Consider the following 17749-nt stretch of genomic DNA (forward strand, 5'->3'; position numbering starts at 1 on the left):
GTGCGGTCGCGTCCGCGCGGCGCGACCGCACCACCGCCGAGCCCCGGTCCCCGGACGTCGCGTCCGGTCCGCCGGGGCGTCGCCCTCACGCGGCCGAGGTCGTCCCCCCGGCGGCCGCGATCGTGAACGGCTTCTGCTGCTCGAACGCCTCGTCCTTGGTCCCCAGCAGGAAGTAGTTCGGCTGCTGGTTCTCCGACATCTGGCTGCGGATCGCCTCGTGGAACGCGGCGTAGCCGCCACCGGCGTACGCGCCCTCGTCCCAGACCCGCAGCAGCGTCCCCGTGAACTCCCCGTTCACCGGACCGTCGTACGAGTACTGCTTGTCCTGGCACCCGGAGATCAGCAGCACCGACGCGGCGACGTCGGCGTCGGTCGTCGACCCGGCGAGCGACTGCACGTACTCGTAGGTCGACCGGCGCGCCTTGTCGTCCTTCTCGGCGACGCCCCGCGGCATGACGCGCGCGACCGCCGCGGGCGGCAGGGGCACAGGCGGGCCGGTGCGTGCGCCGCGCTCGACACCGAGCTCGGTCTCGCGACCCTGCTGCAGCTCGGCGTCGCGAGCGTCGTTGCGCACGACCGAGCCGCTGTGGCACGAGTCGCTCAGCACGAGGACGCGCACGCCTTCCTGGAACTGCGCGTACATGCTGCGCAGCTCGTCGTCGACGACCTGGCGGTCGAACAGCACCCAGGTCTCGTCCTTGCCGTCGGGCTCGTCGCCGTCGATGTCGGCCACCTGGCCGCCGTGCCCGGAGTACGTGAACAGCACGAGGTCGCCGGCCTTCGCCTTGCGGGCCAGGGCGCCCATCGCGGTGATCACCGCCTCCGACGTCGCCGCGGCGTCGAGCAGCTGCGTCGGCTCGAACCCGGCGGCGGTCGCGAGCCGCAGCATCGAGTTCGCGTCGTTCACGCAGCCGCTGAGCTTGCCGTCCCAGCCGCCGTAGGCCCCCGGGTCCACCCGGTTGAGCCCGATGTGCAGCGAGTACCCGGTCATGTCCGTCCCCCTCGTCGAACCGCACCTGCCACCCGCCAGCGTCCCACCGGCCCTCGCGCCGCGGAACCCCCTTTGTCCCGATTTCGCCCGCTTCCCGTGGCGGGCAGGTGGGGACCGTGCCGCCATCAGGTGAACTTTGTCGATGACGGTTGTGCTGGCACTGTTCACTCGTCCAGCATCGGGGCGACGGCCCGCCGGAGCGTCCGGCGGCACCCGCTCCGTGACCGTCTAGGGGGACGTCGTGCCCAAGCCCGCGAGGACGCTGCTGTCCGTCGCGCTCGCCGCTGCCCTGGGCAGCCTCGCCGCGCCGGCCACGGCCTCGGACGACCCGGCGGCGGTCCCGCTCGGCGTCGACGAGTGCGCCGTGGACGTCAACGACCAGGGCGTCGTCGTCACCGACACGCACCTCGTCGACCGTGGCCGCGTCCTCCCCCTCCCCGGCGGGCTGACCTCGGCCGCCGCGATCAACGACCGCGGGCAGGTCGCCGGCCTCGTGAACGGCCGCGCCGCGTTCTGGGACGGCCGCCGCCTGCACCTCCTCGGCGTCGCCGACCCGACCGACACGTTCGAGACGGTGTCCGCGGTGAGCGGCCGCGGCGAGGTCGTCGGCACGTCGGGGACCCTCGGCGGCGAGCGGCACGCGTGGCGGTGGCGCAACGGCGTGCTCACGCGGCTGGCGGACCTCGGCGGGTCCACCGGCGCCAACGACGTCAACGACGCCGGCCAGGTCGTCGGCGACGCGTGGGTCGACGGCGAGCAGGTCGCCGTCCGCTGGGAGCCCGACGGCACCCTCGTGCGACTGCCGGGCCTCGCCGACGGCACGGGCAGCCGCCTCGCGACCGCCGTCGACCGCGCCGGCAACTCCGCCGGCTACAGCTACACGGGTGCCGGCACGGGCGACCTGCGGGCCGTGCGGTGGACCGCGTCGGGCGCCGTCTCCGACGTGTCGCCCGCCGACCACCGGTTCGGCGTCGTCGCCGACCTCAACGACCGCGGGGTCGCCGTCGGCAGCATCGTGCCGCCGGGCCAGGGGCAGCAGGGCTTCGTGCAGGACGGGTCGGGCCGCACCTGGCTCGTCGCCGCACCCGACCCGTTCGCGACCGTCGTCCTGTCCGCCGTGAACGACCTCGGCCTCGTCGTGGGCTGCGTCATCGACGACGACGGGCTGCACGCCGTCTCCTGGCGCCGCTGACGCGCTCCGGTCGGCGGCAGCGGCGACCGCACGGAGCGTCGAACGGCCCGCCAGGGCCTCAGACGAGGCGCCGCCGGGGCGGGAGCCGGACCCGGTCGAGGTCGTCGACGGCCCGCACCCGCGTGCCCCCGGCGCGCCGTGAGCCGGCCGCCGCGCGGCGTGCCTGCTCGACGAGCGGACCCACGTCCGGGTACCGCGAGGAGAAGTGCGTGAGCACCAGCTCCCCGACGCCGGCGGCACCGGCGAGCGCGCCCGCCTGCCCGGCCGTGAGGTGGCGGTGCTCGCGCGCGAGGGCCGCGTCCTCGTCGGCGTACGTCGCCTCCGCGACCAGCAGGTCCACGTCCTGCGCGAGCGCCTCCGCCCCGGCGCACGGCGCGGTGTCCATGACGAACGCGAAGCCCTGACCCGGCCGCGGCACGCTCACGTCGTCGAGCGTCACACCGCCCCACCGCCCGTCGCGCACGAGCGTCCCCACGTCCGCGCCCCGCACACCCGCCGCGTCCAGCCGGGCGGGCACGAGCGAGCGGCCGTCGGGCTCGACCAGCCGGTAGCCGTACGTCTCGACCCGGTGCGCGAGCGGCTCGACGACGAGCCCCGGCGCGACCTCCCCGGCGGCGCCGTGCGGGTGCAGCCGCAGGTCGGCACCGGGCCGCGCCAGCGCGACCAGCGCGCGCACGACGGCGTCGCCCGACGCCGGGTAGTGCAGGTCGACGGGATGCTCGACACCGTCCAGCGACAGCCGGGACAGGACACCCGGCAGCCCGAACGTGTGGTCCCCGTGCACGTGCGTCAGGCAGATCCGGGTCACCGCCGACGACGGCACGCCCGCGAGGATCATCTGCCGCTGCGTGCCCTCGCCGGGGTCGAACAGCAGCCCCTGGCCGTCCCACCGCAGCAGGTACCCGTTGTGGTTGCGCTCGCGCGTCGGCACCTGCGACGACGTCCCGAGCACGACGAGCTCACGCATCCGACCTCCCCGTCAGCGACGCCCGGCATCCTCGCACGTCCCGGGGACGACGAACGGGCCCCGGGGAGTCCCCGGAGCCCGTTCGGCACGCGCAGGCGTCAGGCGACGCGACCGCCCGGGTTCTCCTCGTCGCCGATCTTGTGCACGACGATCGAGTTCGTCGAACCGACGACCCCGACCGGCGCACCCGAGACCACGACGACGTAGTCGCCGACCTCGGCGAGACCGTTCGCGCGCAGCGTCTGGTCCACCTGGCTCACCATGACGTCGGTGCTCTCGACCGTCGGGACCTGGTACGTCTGCACACCCCAGCTCAGCGACAGGACGTTGCGCACCGACTCGACGGGCGTGAACGCGAGCAGCGGGATCGGGGACCGCAGGCGCGACATGCGGCGCGCGGAGTCACCGGACTGCGTGAACGTCACGAGGTACTTGACGTTGATCGTCTCGCCGATCTCGGCGGCGGCGCGGGTGATCGCCCCGCCACGCGTGTGCGGCGTCGAGCCCAGGGGCGCGATGCGCTCGCGACCGAGCTCCTCGGTGGCCTCGATGATGCGGGCCATCGTGCGGACCGTCTCGATCGGGAAGTCGCCGACGCTGGTCTCGCCCGAGAGCATGACCGCGTCCGCGCCGTCGAGCACCGCGTTGGCGCAGTCGGACGTCTCGGCACGCGTCGGGCGCGGGCTCGTCGTCATGGACTCGAGGACCTGCGTCGCGACGATGACGGGCTTCGCGTTGCGGCGGGCCATCTCGACCGCGCGCTTCTGGACGAGCGGCACCTGCTCGAGCGGCAGCTCGACGCCCAGGTCGCCACGGGCGACCATGATGCCGTCGAACGCGGCGACGATCTCGGCGAGGTTGTCGACGGCCTGCGGCTTCTCGATCTTGGCGACGACCGGGACGACCCGGCCCTCCTCCTCCATGATCCGGCGGACGTCGTCGTAGTCCTTGGCGTTGCGGACGAACGACAGCGCGATGATGTCCGCGCCGATCTGGATCGCCCAGCGCAGGTCGGCCTCGTCCTTGTCGCTCATCGCGGGCACGGAGACCGCGACGCCCGGCAGGTTCAGGCCCTTGTTGTTCGAGACCGGGCCGGGAACCTCGACGCGCGTGATGACGTCGTTGCCCTCGACGGCCGTGACGCGGACGAGCACCTTGCCGTCGTCGATGAGGATCGGGTCGCCGGGCGAGACGTCGCCGACGAGGCCCTTGAACGTCGTGGAGACGCGCTCCTTGGTGCCCTCGATGTCGTCCGTCGTGATGGTGAAGACGTCGCCCACCGCGAGGTCGTGACGACCCTCGATGAAGCGGCCGAGGCGGATCTTCGGACCCTGCAGGTCGACGAGGACCGCGACCGACCGGCCGGACGCCTGCGCGGCGGCGCGCACGTTCGCGTACACCTTCGCGTGCGCCTCGGTGTCGCCGTGGCTGCGGTTGATCCGTGCGACGTCCATCCCGGCGTCGACGAGGGCCTGGATCTGCTCGGCGGACTCCGTCGCGGGTCCGAGGGTGCAGACGATCTTTGCTCTACGCATGGCTCTGAGCCTATGCCTTCCTGGTGGGCGTGGTCGGACCAACGTCCCGGCCCGGGCCCTGGCCCAGGTGGGTAGAGGACGACGGTCCGGGTGGGGTCAGGGGCGCAGCGCCACGGTGCTGGCCGTGACCGGTGAGGGCAGCTCGGTGCCCCCCGACAGATAGGTGTCGACCGCGGCGGCCGCGGCGCGGCCCTCGGCGATCGCCCACACGACGAGCGACTGCCCCCGGCCCGCGTCGCCGGCGACGAACACGCCGGGCACGGTGGTGGCGAAGTCGTCCGAACGGGCGATCAGGCCGCGCGACGTCGTGACGACGCCGAGCTGGTCGGCGAGCGGGTCGGTCTCCGGGCCGGTGAAGCCCATCGCGACGAGCACGAGGTCCGCCGGGACGTCCCGCTCGGTGCCGGGCGTCGGGACACGCCGGCCGTCGGACAGGTACTCGGTGGTCGCCAGGCGCAGGCGCGCGACGGTGCCGGCGCGCTCCCCCTCGCCCTCGACGAACTCGACGGTCGACGCGAGGTAGCTGCGCTCGCCGCCCTCCTCGTGCGAGGACGAGACCTCGAACAGGATCGGGTCGGTCGGCCACGGCTGGTGCGCCGGACGGTCCTCGGGCGGGCGCTTGCCGATCGCGAGCGTCGTGACCGACGCCGCCCCCTGGCGCAGCGCCGTGCCGAGGCAGTCCGAGCCGGTGTCGCCGCCGCCGATGATGATGACGTGCTTGCCGGCCGCGGTGATCTGGTCGGGGACCTCACGGCCCGCGGCGACCGCGTTGGCCTGGTGCAGGAAGTCCATCGCGACGTGCACGCCGCCGAGCTCCTTGCCGGGGACCTGCAGCTCGCGCGGCACGGTCGCGCCGGTCGCCACGACGATCGCGTCGTAACGGGCCTGGAGCTGGTCCCACGTGAGGTCGCGGCCGATCTCGACGCCAGGGCGGAAGCGCGTGCCCTCGGCCTCCATCTGCGCGAGGCGACGGTCGATGTGGATCTTCTCGAGCTTGAAGTCGGGCACGCCGTACCGCAGCAGGCCACCGACGGCGTCGTCGCGCTCGTACACCGCGACGGTGTGGCCGGCGCGCGTGAGCTGCTGCGCGGCGGCCAGGCCGGCGGGGCCGGACCCGACGACGGCCACGGTGTGGCCGGTCAGCCGCTGTGGCACCTGCGGCGTGACGAGCCCGCGGTCGAACGCCTCGTCGATGATCGAGACCTCGACGTTCTTGATCGTCACCGGCGGCTGGTTGATGCCGAGCACGCAGCTCGACTCGCACGGCGCCGGGCAGATCCGCCCGGTGAACTCCGGGAAGTTGTTCGTCGCGTGCAGGCGGTCGATCGCGTCGGACCACTGCCCGCGCCACACGAGCTCGTTCCACTCGGGGATGAGGTTCCCGAGCGGGCAGCCGTTGTGGCAGAACGGCACGCCGCAGTCCATGCAGCGCCCGGCCTGCTCCTTGAGGAAGGGCTGGCCGTCCTCCAGGTGGGCGTGCACGTCCTTCCAGTCGCGCAGGCGCACCTCGACGGGACGGCTCGGCGGGAGCTCGCGCTCCCGCACCTTCAGGAAGCCGCGGGGGTCAGCCACGGGCCACCTCCAGGATCTGGTCCCACACGCCGGGCGCGGCGGGGTCGAGGCCGTCGGCCTCGGCCTGCGCGAGCGCGCGACGGACGCGGGCGTACTCGGTGGGCAGCAGGCGCGTGAACCGCGCCCGGGTCGCCGCCGGGTCCTCGAGCAGCTGCGCGGCGACCGGCGAGCCGGTCTCCTCCAGGTGGGTGCGCAGCAGCTGCTCGACGAGGGCGGCGTCCTCGTCGTCGAGCGGGTCGAGCGACAGCTCGCCGGCCCGCACCGCCTCGAGGTTGACGAGGGGCACCTCGAGGTCGAGCACGTAGGCGGTGCCGCCCGACATGCCGGCGCCGAAGTTGCGGCCGGTGCGGCCGAGCACGACGACGGTGCCGCCGGTCATGTACTCGCAGCCGTGGTCGCCGACGCCCTCGACGACGAGCGTCGCGCCCGAGTTGCGGACGCCGAAGCGCTCACCGACGAGCCCGCGCAGGAAGACCTGCCCGGACGTCGCGCCGTAGCCGATGACGTTGCCCGCGATGACGTCGTGCTGCGAGAGCACGGCGCTGCGGTCGGGGCGCACGACGACGCGACCGCCCGACAGGCCCTTCGCCACGTAGTCGTTCGCGTCGCCGAACAGCCGCAGGGTGATGCCGCGCGGCAGGAACGCGCCGAACGACTGGCCGGCCGAGCCGGTCACCGTGACGTCGATCGTGTCGTCGGGCAGGCCCGCACCGCTGTACCGCTTGGTCACCTCGTGGCCGAGCATCGTGCCGACCGTCCGGTTGACGTTGCGGATCGGCAGCGCGATGCGCACCGGCTCCTGCCGCTCCAGCGCGTCCTGGGCGAGCGAGATGAGCTGGTTGTCGAGGGCCCGGTCGAGGCCGTGGTCCTGCGACGACGTGTGGTGCAGCGCAGCGCCGGGCACCGGCTCGGGCACCGCGAGGACGGGGGCGAGGTCGAGGCCCTCGGCCTTCCAGTGGTTGATCGCGGCGCGCGTGTCGAGCAGCTCGACGTGGCCGACGGCCTCCACCAGCGTCCGGAAGCCGAGCTGCGCGAGCAGCTCGCGGACCTCCTGCGCGATGAACTCGAAGAACGCGACGACGAACTCGGGCTTGCCGGAGAACCGGGCGCGCAGCTCGGGGTTCTGCGTCGCGACGCCCACGGGGCAGGTGTCGAGGTGGCAGACGCGCATCATGATGCAGCCCGACACGACGAGCGGCGCGGTCGCGAAGCCGAACTCCTCGGCACCGAGCAGCGCGCCGACGACGACGTCGCGCCCCGTCTTGAGCTGACCGTCGACCTGCACGACCACGCGGTCGCGCAGGTTGTTGAGCACGAGCGTCTGCTGCGTCTCGGCCAGGCCGATCTCCCACGGCGTGCCCGCGTGCTTGAGCGACGTGAGCGGGCTCGCGCCCGTGCCGCCGTCGTGACCCGAGATGAGGACGACGTCCGAGTGCGCCTTGGCCACGCCCGCGGCGATCGTCCCGACGCCGAACTCGCTGACGAGCTTGGTGTGGATCCGCGCCGACGGGTTCGCGTTCTTGGCGTCGTGGATCAGCTGCGCCAGGTCCTCGATCGAGTAGATGTCGTGGTGCGGCGGCGGCGAGATGAGACCCACGCCGGGCGTCGAGTGTCGGGTCTTGGCGACCCACGGGTACACCTTGTGCCCCGGCAGCTGACCACCCTCGCCGGGCTTGGCGCCCTGCGCGAGCTTGATCTGGATGTCGTCCGCGTTGGTGAGGTACTCGCTCGTGACGCCGAACCGCCCCGAGGCGATCTGCTTGATCGCCGAGCGCCGCTGGGGGTCGTGCAGCCGCTCCGGGTCCTCGCCACCCTCACCGGTGTTCGACTTGGCGCCGAGCCGGTTCATGGCGATGGCGAGCGTCTCGTGCGCCTCGGCGGAGATCGAGCCGTAGGACATCGCGCCGGTGCTGAACCGCTTGACGATCTCGCTCACGGGCTCGACCTCGTCGAGCGGCACGGGCTCGCGGACGCCCTCCTTGAAGGCGAGCAGGCCGCGCAGCGTCATGAGCCGCGACGACTGCTCGTCGACCCGGTGCGTGTACTGGCGGAAGACGTCCATCTGCCGCGTGCGCGTCGAGTGCTGCAGGCGGAACACCGTCTCAGGGTCGAAGAGGTGGTCCTCGCCGTCGCGCCGCCACTGGTACTCGCCGCCGACGGCGAGGCGCTGGTGGGGCTGGCGGTTGCCGGACGCGGGGTATGCGTCCTCGTGGCGAGCGGCGACCTCGGCCGCGATGACGTCGAGCCCGATGCCGCCGAGGCGGCTCGTGGTGCCCGTGAAGTAGCGGTCGACGAGCGGCTGGGACAGCCCGATGGCCTCGAACACCTGCGCGCCGCGGTAGGACGCGATCGTCGAGATGCCCATCTTCGACATGACCTTGAGAACGCCCTTGCCGAGCGCCTTGATGAGGTTCTTCACGGCCTTGTCGGGCGAGACGCCCGGCAGGTACCCGTTGCGCGCGAGGTCCTCGACGGACTCCATCGCGAGATACGGGTTGACCGCGGCCGCGCCGTAGCCGATGAGCAGCGCGACGTGGTGCACCTCGCGCACGTCGCCCGCCTCGACGACGAGCGAGATCTGCGTGCGCGTGTGGCGGCGCAGCGTGTGGTGGTGCACGGCCGACAGCAGCAGCAGCGACGGGATCGGCGCGAGCTCGGCGTCGGAGTTGCGGTCGGACAGCACGAGGAAGCTCACGCCGTCGTCGACCGCGCGGTCGACCTCGGCGAAGATCTCCTCGAGCCGCGCCTCGAGCGCCGCTCCCCCGCCGGCGGCCCGGTACAGACCGCGGATCGTCGTCGCCCGGAACCCGAGCGCGGGCTCCTTCTGGACGTGCACGATCTTCGCGAGCTGGTCGTTGTCGAGCACCGGGAACGGCAGCATGAGCTTGCGCGCGTGCCCCGGCCCGTCCTCGAGCAGGTTGGGCTCGGGACCGATCGCGCCGCCGATCGCCGTGACGAGCTCCTCGCGGATCGCGTCGAGCGGCGGGTTCGTCACCTGCGCGAACATCTGCGTGAAGTAGTCGAAGAGCATGCGCGGCCGGCTCGAGAGCACGGCCACGGGCGTGTCGGACCCCATGGCGCCGAGCGGCTCGGCCGCGTTGGCCGCCATCGGCGAGAGGAGGACCTTGAGCTCCTCCTCGGTGTAGCCGAACGTCCGCTGGCGGCGGCGGACCGACGCGGCGGAGTGCGCGACGTGCTCGCGCTCGGGCAGCTGCTCCAGGTAGACCGAGTGGTCACGGACCCACTCGGCGTACGGGCGCTGCGCGGCGAGCTGCGCCTTGATCTCGGCGTCCTCGACGATCCGGCCCTTGCCGGTGTCGACGAGGAACATCCGGCCGGGCTCGAGGCGGCCCTTCGCGACGACGGTCGACGGGTCGATGTCGAGGACACCGGCCTCGGACGCGCACACGACGAGGCCGTCCTCGGTCACCCAGTACCGGCCGGGCCGCAGGCCGTTGCGGTCCTGGACCGACCCGATGAGCGTGCCGTCGGTGAACGTCATGGCGGCGGGGCCGTCCCACGGCTCCATGAGCGTCGAGTGGTACTCGTAGAACGCACGGCGGGCCGGGTCCATCTGGGCGTGGTTCTCCCACGCCTCCGGGATCATCATCATGACCGCGTGCGGCAGGGAGCGGCCCGAGAGGTGGAGCAGCTCGAGCACCTCGTCGAAGCTGCCCGAGTCCGACCCACCGGGGGTACACACGGGCAGCAGCGGCGCGAGGTCGCCCAGCGCCTCGCTCGCGAGCGTGCCCTCGCGCGCCGCCATCCAGTTGCGGTTGCCCCGGACCGTGTTGATCTCGCCGTTGTGCGCGACGAGCCGGAACGGCTGTGCGAGCGGCCAGGACGGGAACGTGTTGGTCGAGAAGCGCGAGTGGACCAGCGCGATCTCGGTCGCGTAGCGCGGGTCGGACAGGTCCGCGAAGAACGGCTCGAGCTGGCCGGTCGTCAGCATGCCCTTGTAGGCGAGCGTGCGGGCCGACAGCGACGCGAAGTACAGCCCGACCTCGCGCTCGGCGCGCTTGCGCAGGCGGTACGCGCGCCGGTCGAGGTCGACGCCCGCGAGCTCGCGGGACGGGTCGGCGACGACGAGCTGGCGGAACACGGGCATCGAGGCGCGCGCCGTCGGGCCGACGAGGTCGGCCGTCACGACGACGTCGCGCCACGCGAGCACGTCGAGCTTCTCCTCCGCGGCGATCGACTCGACCGCGGCGACGACCGTCCGCTGCTCGGCCTCGTCGACGGGCAGGAACGCCATGCCGATCGCGTAGTAGCCGGCGGGCGGGAGGTCGGCGTCGACGACGTCCCGCAGGAACGCGTCGGGGATCTGGGTGAGGATGCCCGCGCCGTCGCCGCTGTCCTCCTCGGCGCCCACGGCGCCACGGTGGTCGAGGTTGAGCAGCGCCGTCAGACCGGCGTCGACGATGTCCCGACCGGGTGTGCCGCGCAGGGTCGCGACGAACGCGAAGCCGCAGGCGTCGTGCTCCGCGGCGGGGTCGTAGAGACCGCGCTGCGCCGCGCCCGACGGCACGGCGAGTGCGTCAGGGCTCACGTGCGACGTCGACATCTGCACCGTCCTCACGATCCCCGGGGACCGGGGTTTGACGAACATGGGGGGAACGCGGGACGTCGTCGGCCCAGACGTGGGGTGACGATACAACCCGGAAACATACCGAGCCGAATCGCCACTTTGTGAGGTGGGTCACTTCCCACCCGCGGTCAGCGGGCGGTCTCGGTCGTGCTCTCCTCGTCGTCCTGCACGGTCGGGGGTTCCCGCAGGAGGGTCGTGTCGCGCCCTGGGTGCCGGCGCCCGACCACCACGAACGCTACCAGCGCTCCGAGGCACACGATGATGGACGTCCAGACGTTGAGGCGCAGCCCCAGGATCGTGTTCGCGGGGTCGATCCGCAGCGCCTCGATCCACAGCCGCCCGAGCGTGTAGACGATGACGTAGAGCCAGAACACGCGCCCGTACCCGAGCTTGAAGCGGCGGTCCGCCCACACCAGCACCGCGGCGCCGGCGAGGTTCCACAGCAGCTCGTACAGGAACGTCGGGTGGAACAGCGTGCCCGACTCGAAGCCCGCGGGCAGGTGCGCGTCGTCGATCCGCAGACCCCACGGCAGCGTCGTCGGACCGCCGAACAGCTCCTGGTTGAACCAGTTGCCGAGCCGGCCGATCGCCTGCGCGACCAGCAGACCCGGCGCGAGCGCGTCGGCGAACGGCGCCAGCCGCACGCCCTGGCGCCGGCAGCCGATCCACGCGCCCACCGCGCCGAACGCGACGGCGCCCCAGATGCCCAGGCCGCCCTCCCAGATGAACAGCGCACGCACGGGGTCGCCGCCCTCGCCGAAGTACGCCTGCGGCGAGCTGATGACGTGGTAGATCCGGCCTCCGACGATGCCGAACGGCACCGCCCAGAACGAGATCTCGAGCACGGTGTCGGGGTCCCCGCCGCGATCCGCCCACCGGCGCCGCGTGATGAGGAGCGCCGCGACGATGCCCAGCAGGATCGCGATGGCGTACGCGCGCACCGGGAACGGGCCGAGGTGCCACACGCCCTGCGGCGGGCTCGGGATCGCGAGGGGAAGGAGCGCGCTCACCGCGGGTCCCGCGCGGCGGACCGCACCCCGGCGGCGAGGTCGGCCGTGACCGTCGCGAGCGCGTCGAGACCGCGCGTCGCGTCACCGGCGTCGTGCGCGTCCATGAGCGGACGGACCAGTGCCGAGCCCACGATGACGCCGTCCGCGTAGCGCGCGACCTCGGCCGCCTGCTCCGGACGGGACACGCCCAGACCCACGCAGACGCGCTCGGCGCCCGCGGCGCGGGTGTCCGCGACCAGCTGCTCGGCCCGGCCGCCGACCGTGGTCCGCTCCCCCGTGACGCCCATCGTCGACGCCGCGTAGACGAAGCCCCGCGACGCCGCGCTCGTCGACGCGAGCCGCTCGGGCGTCGAGCTCGGCGCCACGAGGAAGACCCGGTCGAGGCCGTGCACGTCCGACGACACGAGCCAGTCCCGCGCCTCGTCCGGGATGAGGTCGGGCGTGATCAGCCCGGCACCTCCCGCCGCGGCGAGGTCGCGCGCGAACGCCTCGACGCCGTAACGCAGCACCAGGTTCCAGTACGTCATGACGAGGATCGGCGCGCCCCGACCGGCGACCTGCTCGACCGCGGTGAGCGTGTCGCGGACCCGCACACCGCCCGCGAGCGCGGTGTCGACCGCGCGCTGGATCAGCGGGCCGTCCATCACGGGGTCGGAGTACGGCATGCCGAGCTCGACGACGTCCGCGCCCGCGTCGATCAGCACGCGCGTCGCGTCGACCGAGTCCTGCACGCTCGGGAAGCCCACGGGCAGGTACCCGACGAGCGCGGCACGACCCGGCGCGCCGTCACCGCCCGCACGCAGTCGGTCGAGGTGCTCCCCCGTCGCCGACCGGACGTCCACCGCGCTCACCGCGCCTCCTCGCTCACGTTCACAGCTGCTCGCCCTCGTCGGCCAGCACCACGGGCTCGTCCTCGATGAGGCCGAACCACGCCGCGGCCGTCGCGACGTCCTTGTCCCCCCGGCCCGACAGGTTGACCAGCAGCACCGGGTCGTGGCCGTCGTCGCCGCGCCACGACGCCGCCTCGCGGCCGAGCTGGATCGCGCCCGCCAGACCGTGCGCCGACTCGATCGCGGGGATGATCCCCTCGGTCCGGCACAGCAGGCGGAACGCCTCCATGGCCTCGTCGTCCGTGACCGGCCGGTACTGCGCCCGGCCGATGTCGTGCAGCCACGCGTGCTCGGGGCCGACGCTCGGGTAGTCCAGGCCCGCCGACACCGAGTGGCTCGGCAGCGTCTGGCCGTCCTCGTCCTGCAGCAGGTACGACTTGGCGCCGTGCAGCACGCCCGGCTGGCCGCCGGAGAAGCGCGCGGCGTGCCGGCCCGAGGAGATCCCCGCGCCGCCCGCCTCGAAACCGAACAGCCGCACGTCGGCGTCGTCGAGGAACGCGTTGAAGATGCCCATCGCGTTCGAGCCGCCGCCCACGCACGCAGCCACCGCGTCGGGCAGGCGCCCGATCTCCTCGAGGAGCTGCGCCCGGGCCTCCTCGCCGATGAGCTTGTGGAAGTCGCGCACCATCTCCGGGAACGGGTGCGGGCCCGTGACGGTGCCGAGCAGGTAGTGCGTCGTGTCGACGTTCGCGACCCAGTCGCGCAGCGCCTCGTTGATCGCGTCCTTGAGCGTCCGCGACCCGATCGTCACGGGGACGACCTCGGCGCCGAGGAGCTGCATGCGCGCGACGTTGAGCGCCTGGCGCCGCGTGTCCTCCTCGCCCATGTAGACGACGCACTCGAGGTCGAGCAGCGCCGCGGCCGTCGCGGTCGCGACGCCGTGCTGGCCCGCGCCCGTCTCCGCGATGACGCGCGTCTTGCCCATGCGCTTCACGAGCAGCGCCTGGCCCAGCACGTTGTTGATCTTGTGCGAGCCCGTGTGGTTGAGGTCCTCGCGCTTGAGGAACACCCGCACGCCCTCGCCGACGTGCCGGGCGAACCGCGGCACCTCGGTCAGCGGGCTCGGACGGCCCGTGTACGTGCGGTGCAGGCGCGCGAGCTCACGCCCGAACGCGGGGTCCGTGAGCGCCTTGTGGTACTCGGTGTCGAGCTCGTCCAGCGCGGCGATCAGCGCCTCCGGGACGAACCGGCCGCCGAAGTCGCCGAAGTACGGTCCGGCGTGCGTCGCGAGCGGTCCTGCCGAGTGCGTGGGCTGGAGCGGGGCGCCGGTCGGGCCGGCGCCACGACGTGCCGTCACTGGCGCACCGCCCGCAGCGACGGGTGCGCGCCGGCCGCCACGAGGTCCGCGACGGACTGCCGCGGGGCGTCGTCCGTGACCAGCGCCTCACCCACGAGCACCGTGTCGGCACCGGCACGCGCGTAGTCCATGACGTCGTGCGGACCGCGCACGCCCGACTCGGCGATCTTGACGACGTCCGACGGGATCGACGGCGCGACCCGGGAGAACGTCGTGCGGTCGACGTCGAGCGTCTTGAGGTTGCGCGCGTTGACCCCGATGACCCGCGCACCGGCGTCCACTGCACGCGCGACCTCCTCGGAGTCGTGCACCTCGACGAGCGCCGTCATCCCGAGCGAGTGGACGCGCTCGACGAGCGACTCCAGCACCGTCTGCTCGAGCGCCGCGACGATGAGCAGCACGAGGTCGGCACCGTGGGCGCGCGCCTCCCACACCTGGTACGGCGTCACGACGAAGTCCTTGCGCAGCACCGGGATGTCGACCCGGGCGCGGACGGCGTCGAGGTCGGCGAGCGACCCGTTGAACCGGCGCTGCTCGGTGAGCACCGAGATCGCGGTCGCGCCGCCCTTCTCGTACTCCGCCGCGAGAGCCGCCGGGTCGGTGATCGCCGCGAGGGAGCCCTTGCTCGGGCTCGACCGCTTGACCTCGGCGATCACCGTCACCGCGTCCGCGACGCGCAGCCGACCGACGCAGTCGATCGCCGAGGGTCGCTTCGCGGCCAGCTCCTTGACCGCGGCGAGCGGGGTCGCCGCCTCGCGGACGGCAAGGTCCTCCCTGACGCCCGCGACGATGTCGTCCAGCACGGTCATCGAAGCCTCACCCCTTCCCCCGATCGGCCCAGCCCGCTGCCACCGTCGGCGGCGGGCAGGTCTGTCCCGGCCATGGTACGGGCGTCGCCGGGTGACCCCGACCACAGCCCGTGACGTGGACCGGAACGGCCGTCACGCCCCGGCGGAGCGCGCCTCGGCGGTCAGGTCGTCGTGCCGTCGACGGTCGCGCCCACGACGCCGAGGACCACCACGAAGACGAACCACGCCGCCCAGAACAGCAGCCCGAGCGCCGACAGGCCGATCGCGATCCACCCGAGCACGACGCCCGCGGTCGCCATCCCGGGGTTGTCCGCCTCGCCGCGCTCGACCGCGCGCTTGGCGTTGTTGCCGATGATGACGGCGGGGATCCCCGTGACGAAGAAGCACGACAGGACGAACGAGCAGATGCCGAGCACCAGCGACCAGACGGCCAGGTTGTTCTTCGGCAGCGGCGGACGGTAGCCCGGGTACCCCGGGTAGCCGGGGTACGCCTGGGGGCCCGCGGGGTAGGGCGCGACCGCGCCGTACGGCTGCGCGCTGCCGTAGGCCGGTGCTGCGCCGTACGGCGCGACGGTCGGGTCGGACGGCGCGGACGGGACGACGCCCTCCGGGGCGCCGAGGTACGGCGGGACGGGCGAGGTCGGCTCGTCGGCCTTGCGCCACGGGTCGGCGGGCGGCTGGTCGCGCCCGTCGTCCGGTCCGGTGGCCTGCGGGTCGGTGCTGCTCATCGTCGCTCCAGGTGGGAGGTCGGCCGCACGGCTGTCGTCGCGCGGCGCAGGGGTCCGGTCAGGGCGCGAGCCAGGGCGCGAGGGCCGGGACGTTGCGCAGGACGGCGTAGCCGAGGACGACGGCCAGGACCGCCCAGATCCACGCGGGGTGCGCGAGCCGGCGTCGCGGCACGTCGAGCAGCGCCCGCCGTGTCCACGCGAACCACGCCAGGACCAGGAACGGCAGCACGACCAGGAGCAGCGGGTTCATGCCCCACGCGGCCGCGACGTCGAGGTGGGCGAGGTCGTGCATCGCCCGCAGGGAGCCGCAGCCCGGGCAGTACAGACCCGTGAGCCACAGCAGCGGGCACGTGGGGTAGCGACCCGGGGTGTGCGGGTCGACGGTCGCGACGAGCGCGAGCCCGGCGACCGACACCGCCGCGACGGCGAGCGGGCTCGCCGCGGCGCGCCAGTGCAGGGACCGCGCGCTCCCGAGCGACGGGCGGCCCGACGGGACAGGGAGGGCCGGGTGGCCCGGGTGGGCGGCGGCCGCGGGTGCGTGGTGCTCGCTCAACCGCGGTCGCCGCCCTTCCCTGCCCGAGGTCCGGTCAGTACGTCGTGGTGTCCGGCAGGGCCAGCGCGCCGACGACCAGCAGGATGACGTAGCCCACCGTGGCGACGAGCGCCGCGACGGCCGACCAGATCGCCCACAGCTTCGCGCGGTTCGCCGACGCACGGGCGCCGTCGAAGTCGCCGGCGTTCCACTTGGTGTTGACCTGCGTCGAGAAGACGATCGAGACGACACCGAGCGGCAGGCAGCACAGCACCGTGGAGAGGATCGCCCACACCAGGTAGTTGTTCGGCGGGGCCGAGTAGCCGGCGGCGTCGTACTGCGGCGCGGCCGGGTAGCCCGACGCGGCCGGGTAGCCGGGAGCCGACGGGTACTGCGGCGTCGCCGCGGGGTACTGCGGCGCGTCACCCGACGGGTACTGCGGGGCCGCCGGGTACTGCGGCGTGCCCGGCGTGCCGGACTCGGGCGTGCCGGCCCCGCCCTCCTGGGGCTGGTTCTTCTCGAACGGGTTCTGCGGCTCGTTGGGGGTCGACATCGGGCCTCCTGGGACGCGGACGACCGGGCTCGGCCCGGTCGTGACGGGTGCCCGCGCGCTTCGGCGCGCGGGGTCGAGCAGCCTGCGGCGAGGACGCCTCGGTCAGTGGGCGCCGGCGCGGGAGTCCCGCGCCGTCGTGTGCGACCCACCCTGCCCGTACCCGAGGGACTGCAGGACCTTGCCGAGCACCAGGGCGACGACGACGATGCCCAGCCCCACCCAGGCCAGCCAGACGAGCGCGAACGTCACGCCGAGCGCGGCGACGAGGCCGCCGCCGACCACGCCGTACGTCGTCGTCCAGCCCGCGACCGTCTTGCCGTGGTTCACGGGGGCGACCGTCGGGGGGAGGTGGACCGTCTCGGTCCGGGTGGCGTTCTGTGCGCGGTGCGCCAGGGACTGGTCAGACATCAGGTGCTGCCCTTCGTGCTCGGTTCGCGCCCACCCTATCCGACCTCCGACCTGCGGACACCCGGCGTCACGTCGGGTCGTCCCCCCGGCTCAGCGCGTCCCACGCGCCGCGCTCGTCGACCGGTCCCGCGGGCCCTGCGGGCCCCGACCCGGCGGCCGGCGTCTCGTGGCGGCGCGACGGTCCCTGCCAGCCGCGCGACACCCGCACCAGCCAGCCCGCCGCGACGACGACGAGGACCCCCGCGACGACCGTCAGCCAGGGCCACGCGGTGACGCCCACGTCGCCGACGACCTTCCCGACGCCCGTCTGCTGCGTGACGACCGGGACCACCGCCGCGCGCGGGTCGGCGAGCACGGCGGCCGCGGAGCCGACGACGAGGACGCCCGACAGGGCGGTGACCACGGCCACGAGCCAGCGGCCGACCCGGCCGACGAGGGCCACCGCGGCCGCGCTCGCGAGCAGGACCACCGACGCACCGAGCACCGCGGGGGCGACCTGCGTCCCCGCGACCGCGAGGGTGACCGTGCCGCGCAGGGCCGTCGAGCCCGAGGCGGTCAGCCACGTCGGCACGACGACCAGCGCCGTCACCCCCGCGAGCAGCACGAGCGTGCCCGCGGCGCCGCCCCGTCCGCGCCGGCCCGACCGCGCAGCCGACGACGACGCGGAGGGCGGGGAC

Annotated in this window: 15 protein-coding genes; 1 reads left to right on the top strand and 14 read right to left on the bottom strand. The window is 73.7% G+C overall.

Annotation, left to right across the window (positions count from 1 at the left end):
- Positions 1 to 85: 85 nt before the first annotated feature.
- Complete coding sequence (locus CBZ_RS13110) at positions 86 to 991, bottom strand: caspase family protein (RefSeq protein ID WP_130781975.1); 906 nt, start codon at positions 989 to 991, stop codon at positions 86 to 88.
- Between the two features lie 241 nt (positions 992 to 1232).
- Between CBZ_RS13110 and CBZ_RS22020 the strand changes: the two genes are divergently transcribed.
- Positions 1233 to 2183 (top strand): hypothetical protein, encoded by a 951-nt coding sequence (locus tag CBZ_RS22020; RefSeq protein WP_130781976.1) that lies wholly within the window; start codon positions 1233 to 1235, stop codon positions 2181 to 2183.
- A gap of 58 nt (positions 2184 to 2241) precedes the next feature.
- Here CBZ_RS22020 and CBZ_RS13120 read toward each other — a convergent pair whose 3' ends face one another.
- The 13 genes from CBZ_RS13120 to CBZ_RS13180 form a co-directional block, all read right to left on the bottom strand.
- Positions 2242 to 3150, bottom strand: coding sequence for a ribonuclease Z (locus CBZ_RS13120; protein ID WP_130781977.1), 909 nt, complete (start codon positions 3148 to 3150; stop codon positions 2242 to 2244).
- 98 nt (positions 3151 to 3248) lie between these two features.
- On the bottom strand, positions 3249 to 4685 hold the full coding sequence (gene pyk, locus CBZ_RS13125; RefSeq protein WP_130781978.1) for a pyruvate kinase: 1437 nt from the start codon (positions 4683 to 4685) through the stop codon (positions 3249 to 3251).
- 96 nt (positions 4686 to 4781) lie between these two features.
- Entirely contained in the window at positions 4782 to 6257 is a 1476-nt protein-coding gene (locus CBZ_RS13130) for a glutamate synthase subunit beta (protein WP_130781979.1), read from the bottom strand.
- On the bottom strand, positions 6250 to 10821 hold the full coding sequence (gene gltB, locus CBZ_RS13135) for a glutamate synthase large subunit (protein ID WP_130781980.1): 4572 nt from the start codon (positions 10819 to 10821) through the stop codon (positions 6250 to 6252). The genes CBZ_RS13130 and gltB overlap by 8 nt, the downstream gene beginning before the upstream one ends.
- Positions 10822 to 10973: 152 nt before the next feature.
- The gene (gene lgt / locus CBZ_RS13140; protein ID WP_130781981.1) at positions 10974 to 11855 is read right to left on the bottom strand and encodes a prolipoprotein diacylglyceryl transferase; all 882 of its coding nucleotides are present in this window, start codon (positions 11853 to 11855) and stop codon (positions 10974 to 10976) included.
- On the bottom strand, positions 11852 to 12706 hold the full coding sequence (gene trpA / locus CBZ_RS13145) for a tryptophan synthase subunit alpha (RefSeq protein ID WP_130781982.1): 855 nt from the start codon (positions 12704 to 12706) through the stop codon (positions 11852 to 11854). The genes lgt and trpA overlap by 4 nt, the downstream gene beginning before the upstream one ends.
- A 19-nt stretch (positions 12707 to 12725) precedes the next feature.
- Entirely contained in the window at positions 12726 to 14042 is a 1317-nt protein-coding gene (gene trpB / locus CBZ_RS13150; protein ID WP_130781983.1) for a tryptophan synthase subunit beta, read from the bottom strand.
- On the bottom strand, positions 14039 to 14851 hold the full coding sequence (gene trpC / locus CBZ_RS13155; protein WP_130781984.1) for an indole-3-glycerol phosphate synthase TrpC: 813 nt from the start codon (positions 14849 to 14851) through the stop codon (positions 14039 to 14041). Before trpC ends, trpB begins: the two co-directional genes overlap by 4 nt.
- Before the next feature lie 161 nt (positions 14852 to 15012).
- A complete protein-coding gene (locus tag CBZ_RS13160; RefSeq protein ID WP_130781985.1) occupies positions 15013 to 15579 on the bottom strand; it encodes a DUF4190 domain-containing protein in 567 nt (188 codons plus the stop codon).
- Between the two features lie 58 nt (positions 15580 to 15637).
- Complete coding sequence (locus tag CBZ_RS13165; protein ID WP_246013355.1) at positions 15638 to 16132, bottom strand: DUF2752 domain-containing protein; 495 nt, start codon at positions 16130 to 16132, stop codon at positions 15638 to 15640.
- Positions 16133 to 16166: 34 nt separating this feature from the next.
- Positions 16167 to 16664 carry a CD225/dispanin family protein gene (locus tag CBZ_RS13170; RefSeq protein WP_130781986.1) on the bottom strand — a complete coding sequence of 166 codons (498 nt, stop codon included), beginning with the start codon at positions 16662 to 16664 and terminating at the stop codon, positions 16167 to 16169.
- Positions 16665 to 16766: 102 nt separating this feature from the next.
- Positions 16767 to 17072, bottom strand: a complete 306-nt coding sequence (locus CBZ_RS13175; RefSeq protein ID WP_130781987.1) for an HGxxPAAW family protein — start codon at positions 17070 to 17072, stop codon at positions 16767 to 16769.
- A gap of 67 nt (positions 17073 to 17139) precedes the next feature.
- Positions 17140 to 17749 (bottom strand): Trp biosynthesis-associated membrane protein (locus CBZ_RS13180; RefSeq protein ID WP_130781988.1); only part of this gene is annotated, 610 nt, incomplete at its 5' end.

This window comes from Cellulomonas biazotea, from assembly GCF_004306155.1.
In the GTDB taxonomy this organism is placed as follows: Bacteria; Actinomycetota; Actinomycetes; order Actinomycetales; family Cellulomonadaceae; genus Cellulomonas; species Cellulomonas biazotea.

Coding starts and splice junctions, on each gene's coding strand:
- trpC (WP_130781984.1), bottom strand. CDS start 14,851: ATGACCGTGCTGGACGACATCGTCGCGGGCGTCAGGGAGGACCTTGCC.
- CBZ_RS13175 (WP_130781987.1), bottom strand. CDS start 17,072: ATGTCTGACCAGTCCCTGGCGCACCGCGCACAGAACGCCACCCGGACC.
- CBZ_RS13110 (WP_130781975.1), bottom strand. CDS start 991: ATGACCGGGTACTCGCTGCACATCGGGCTCAACCGGGTGGACCCGGGG.
- CBZ_RS13120 (WP_130781977.1), bottom strand. CDS start 3,150: ATGCGTGAGCTCGTCGTGCTCGGGACGTCGTCGCAGGTGCCGACGCGC.
- pyk (WP_130781978.1), bottom strand. CDS start 4,685: ATGCGTAGAGCAAAGATCGTCTGCACCCTCGGACCCGCGACGGAGTCC.
- gltB (WP_130781980.1), bottom strand. CDS start 10,821: ATGTCGACGTCGCACGTGAGCCCTGACGCACTCGCCGTGCCGTCGGGC.
- CBZ_RS13160 (WP_130781985.1), bottom strand. CDS start 15,579: ATGAGCAGCACCGACCCGCAGGCCACCGGACCGGACGACGGGCGCGAC.
- CBZ_RS13170 (WP_130781986.1), bottom strand. CDS start 16,664: ATGTCGACCCCCAACGAGCCGCAGAACCCGTTCGAGAAGAACCAGCCC.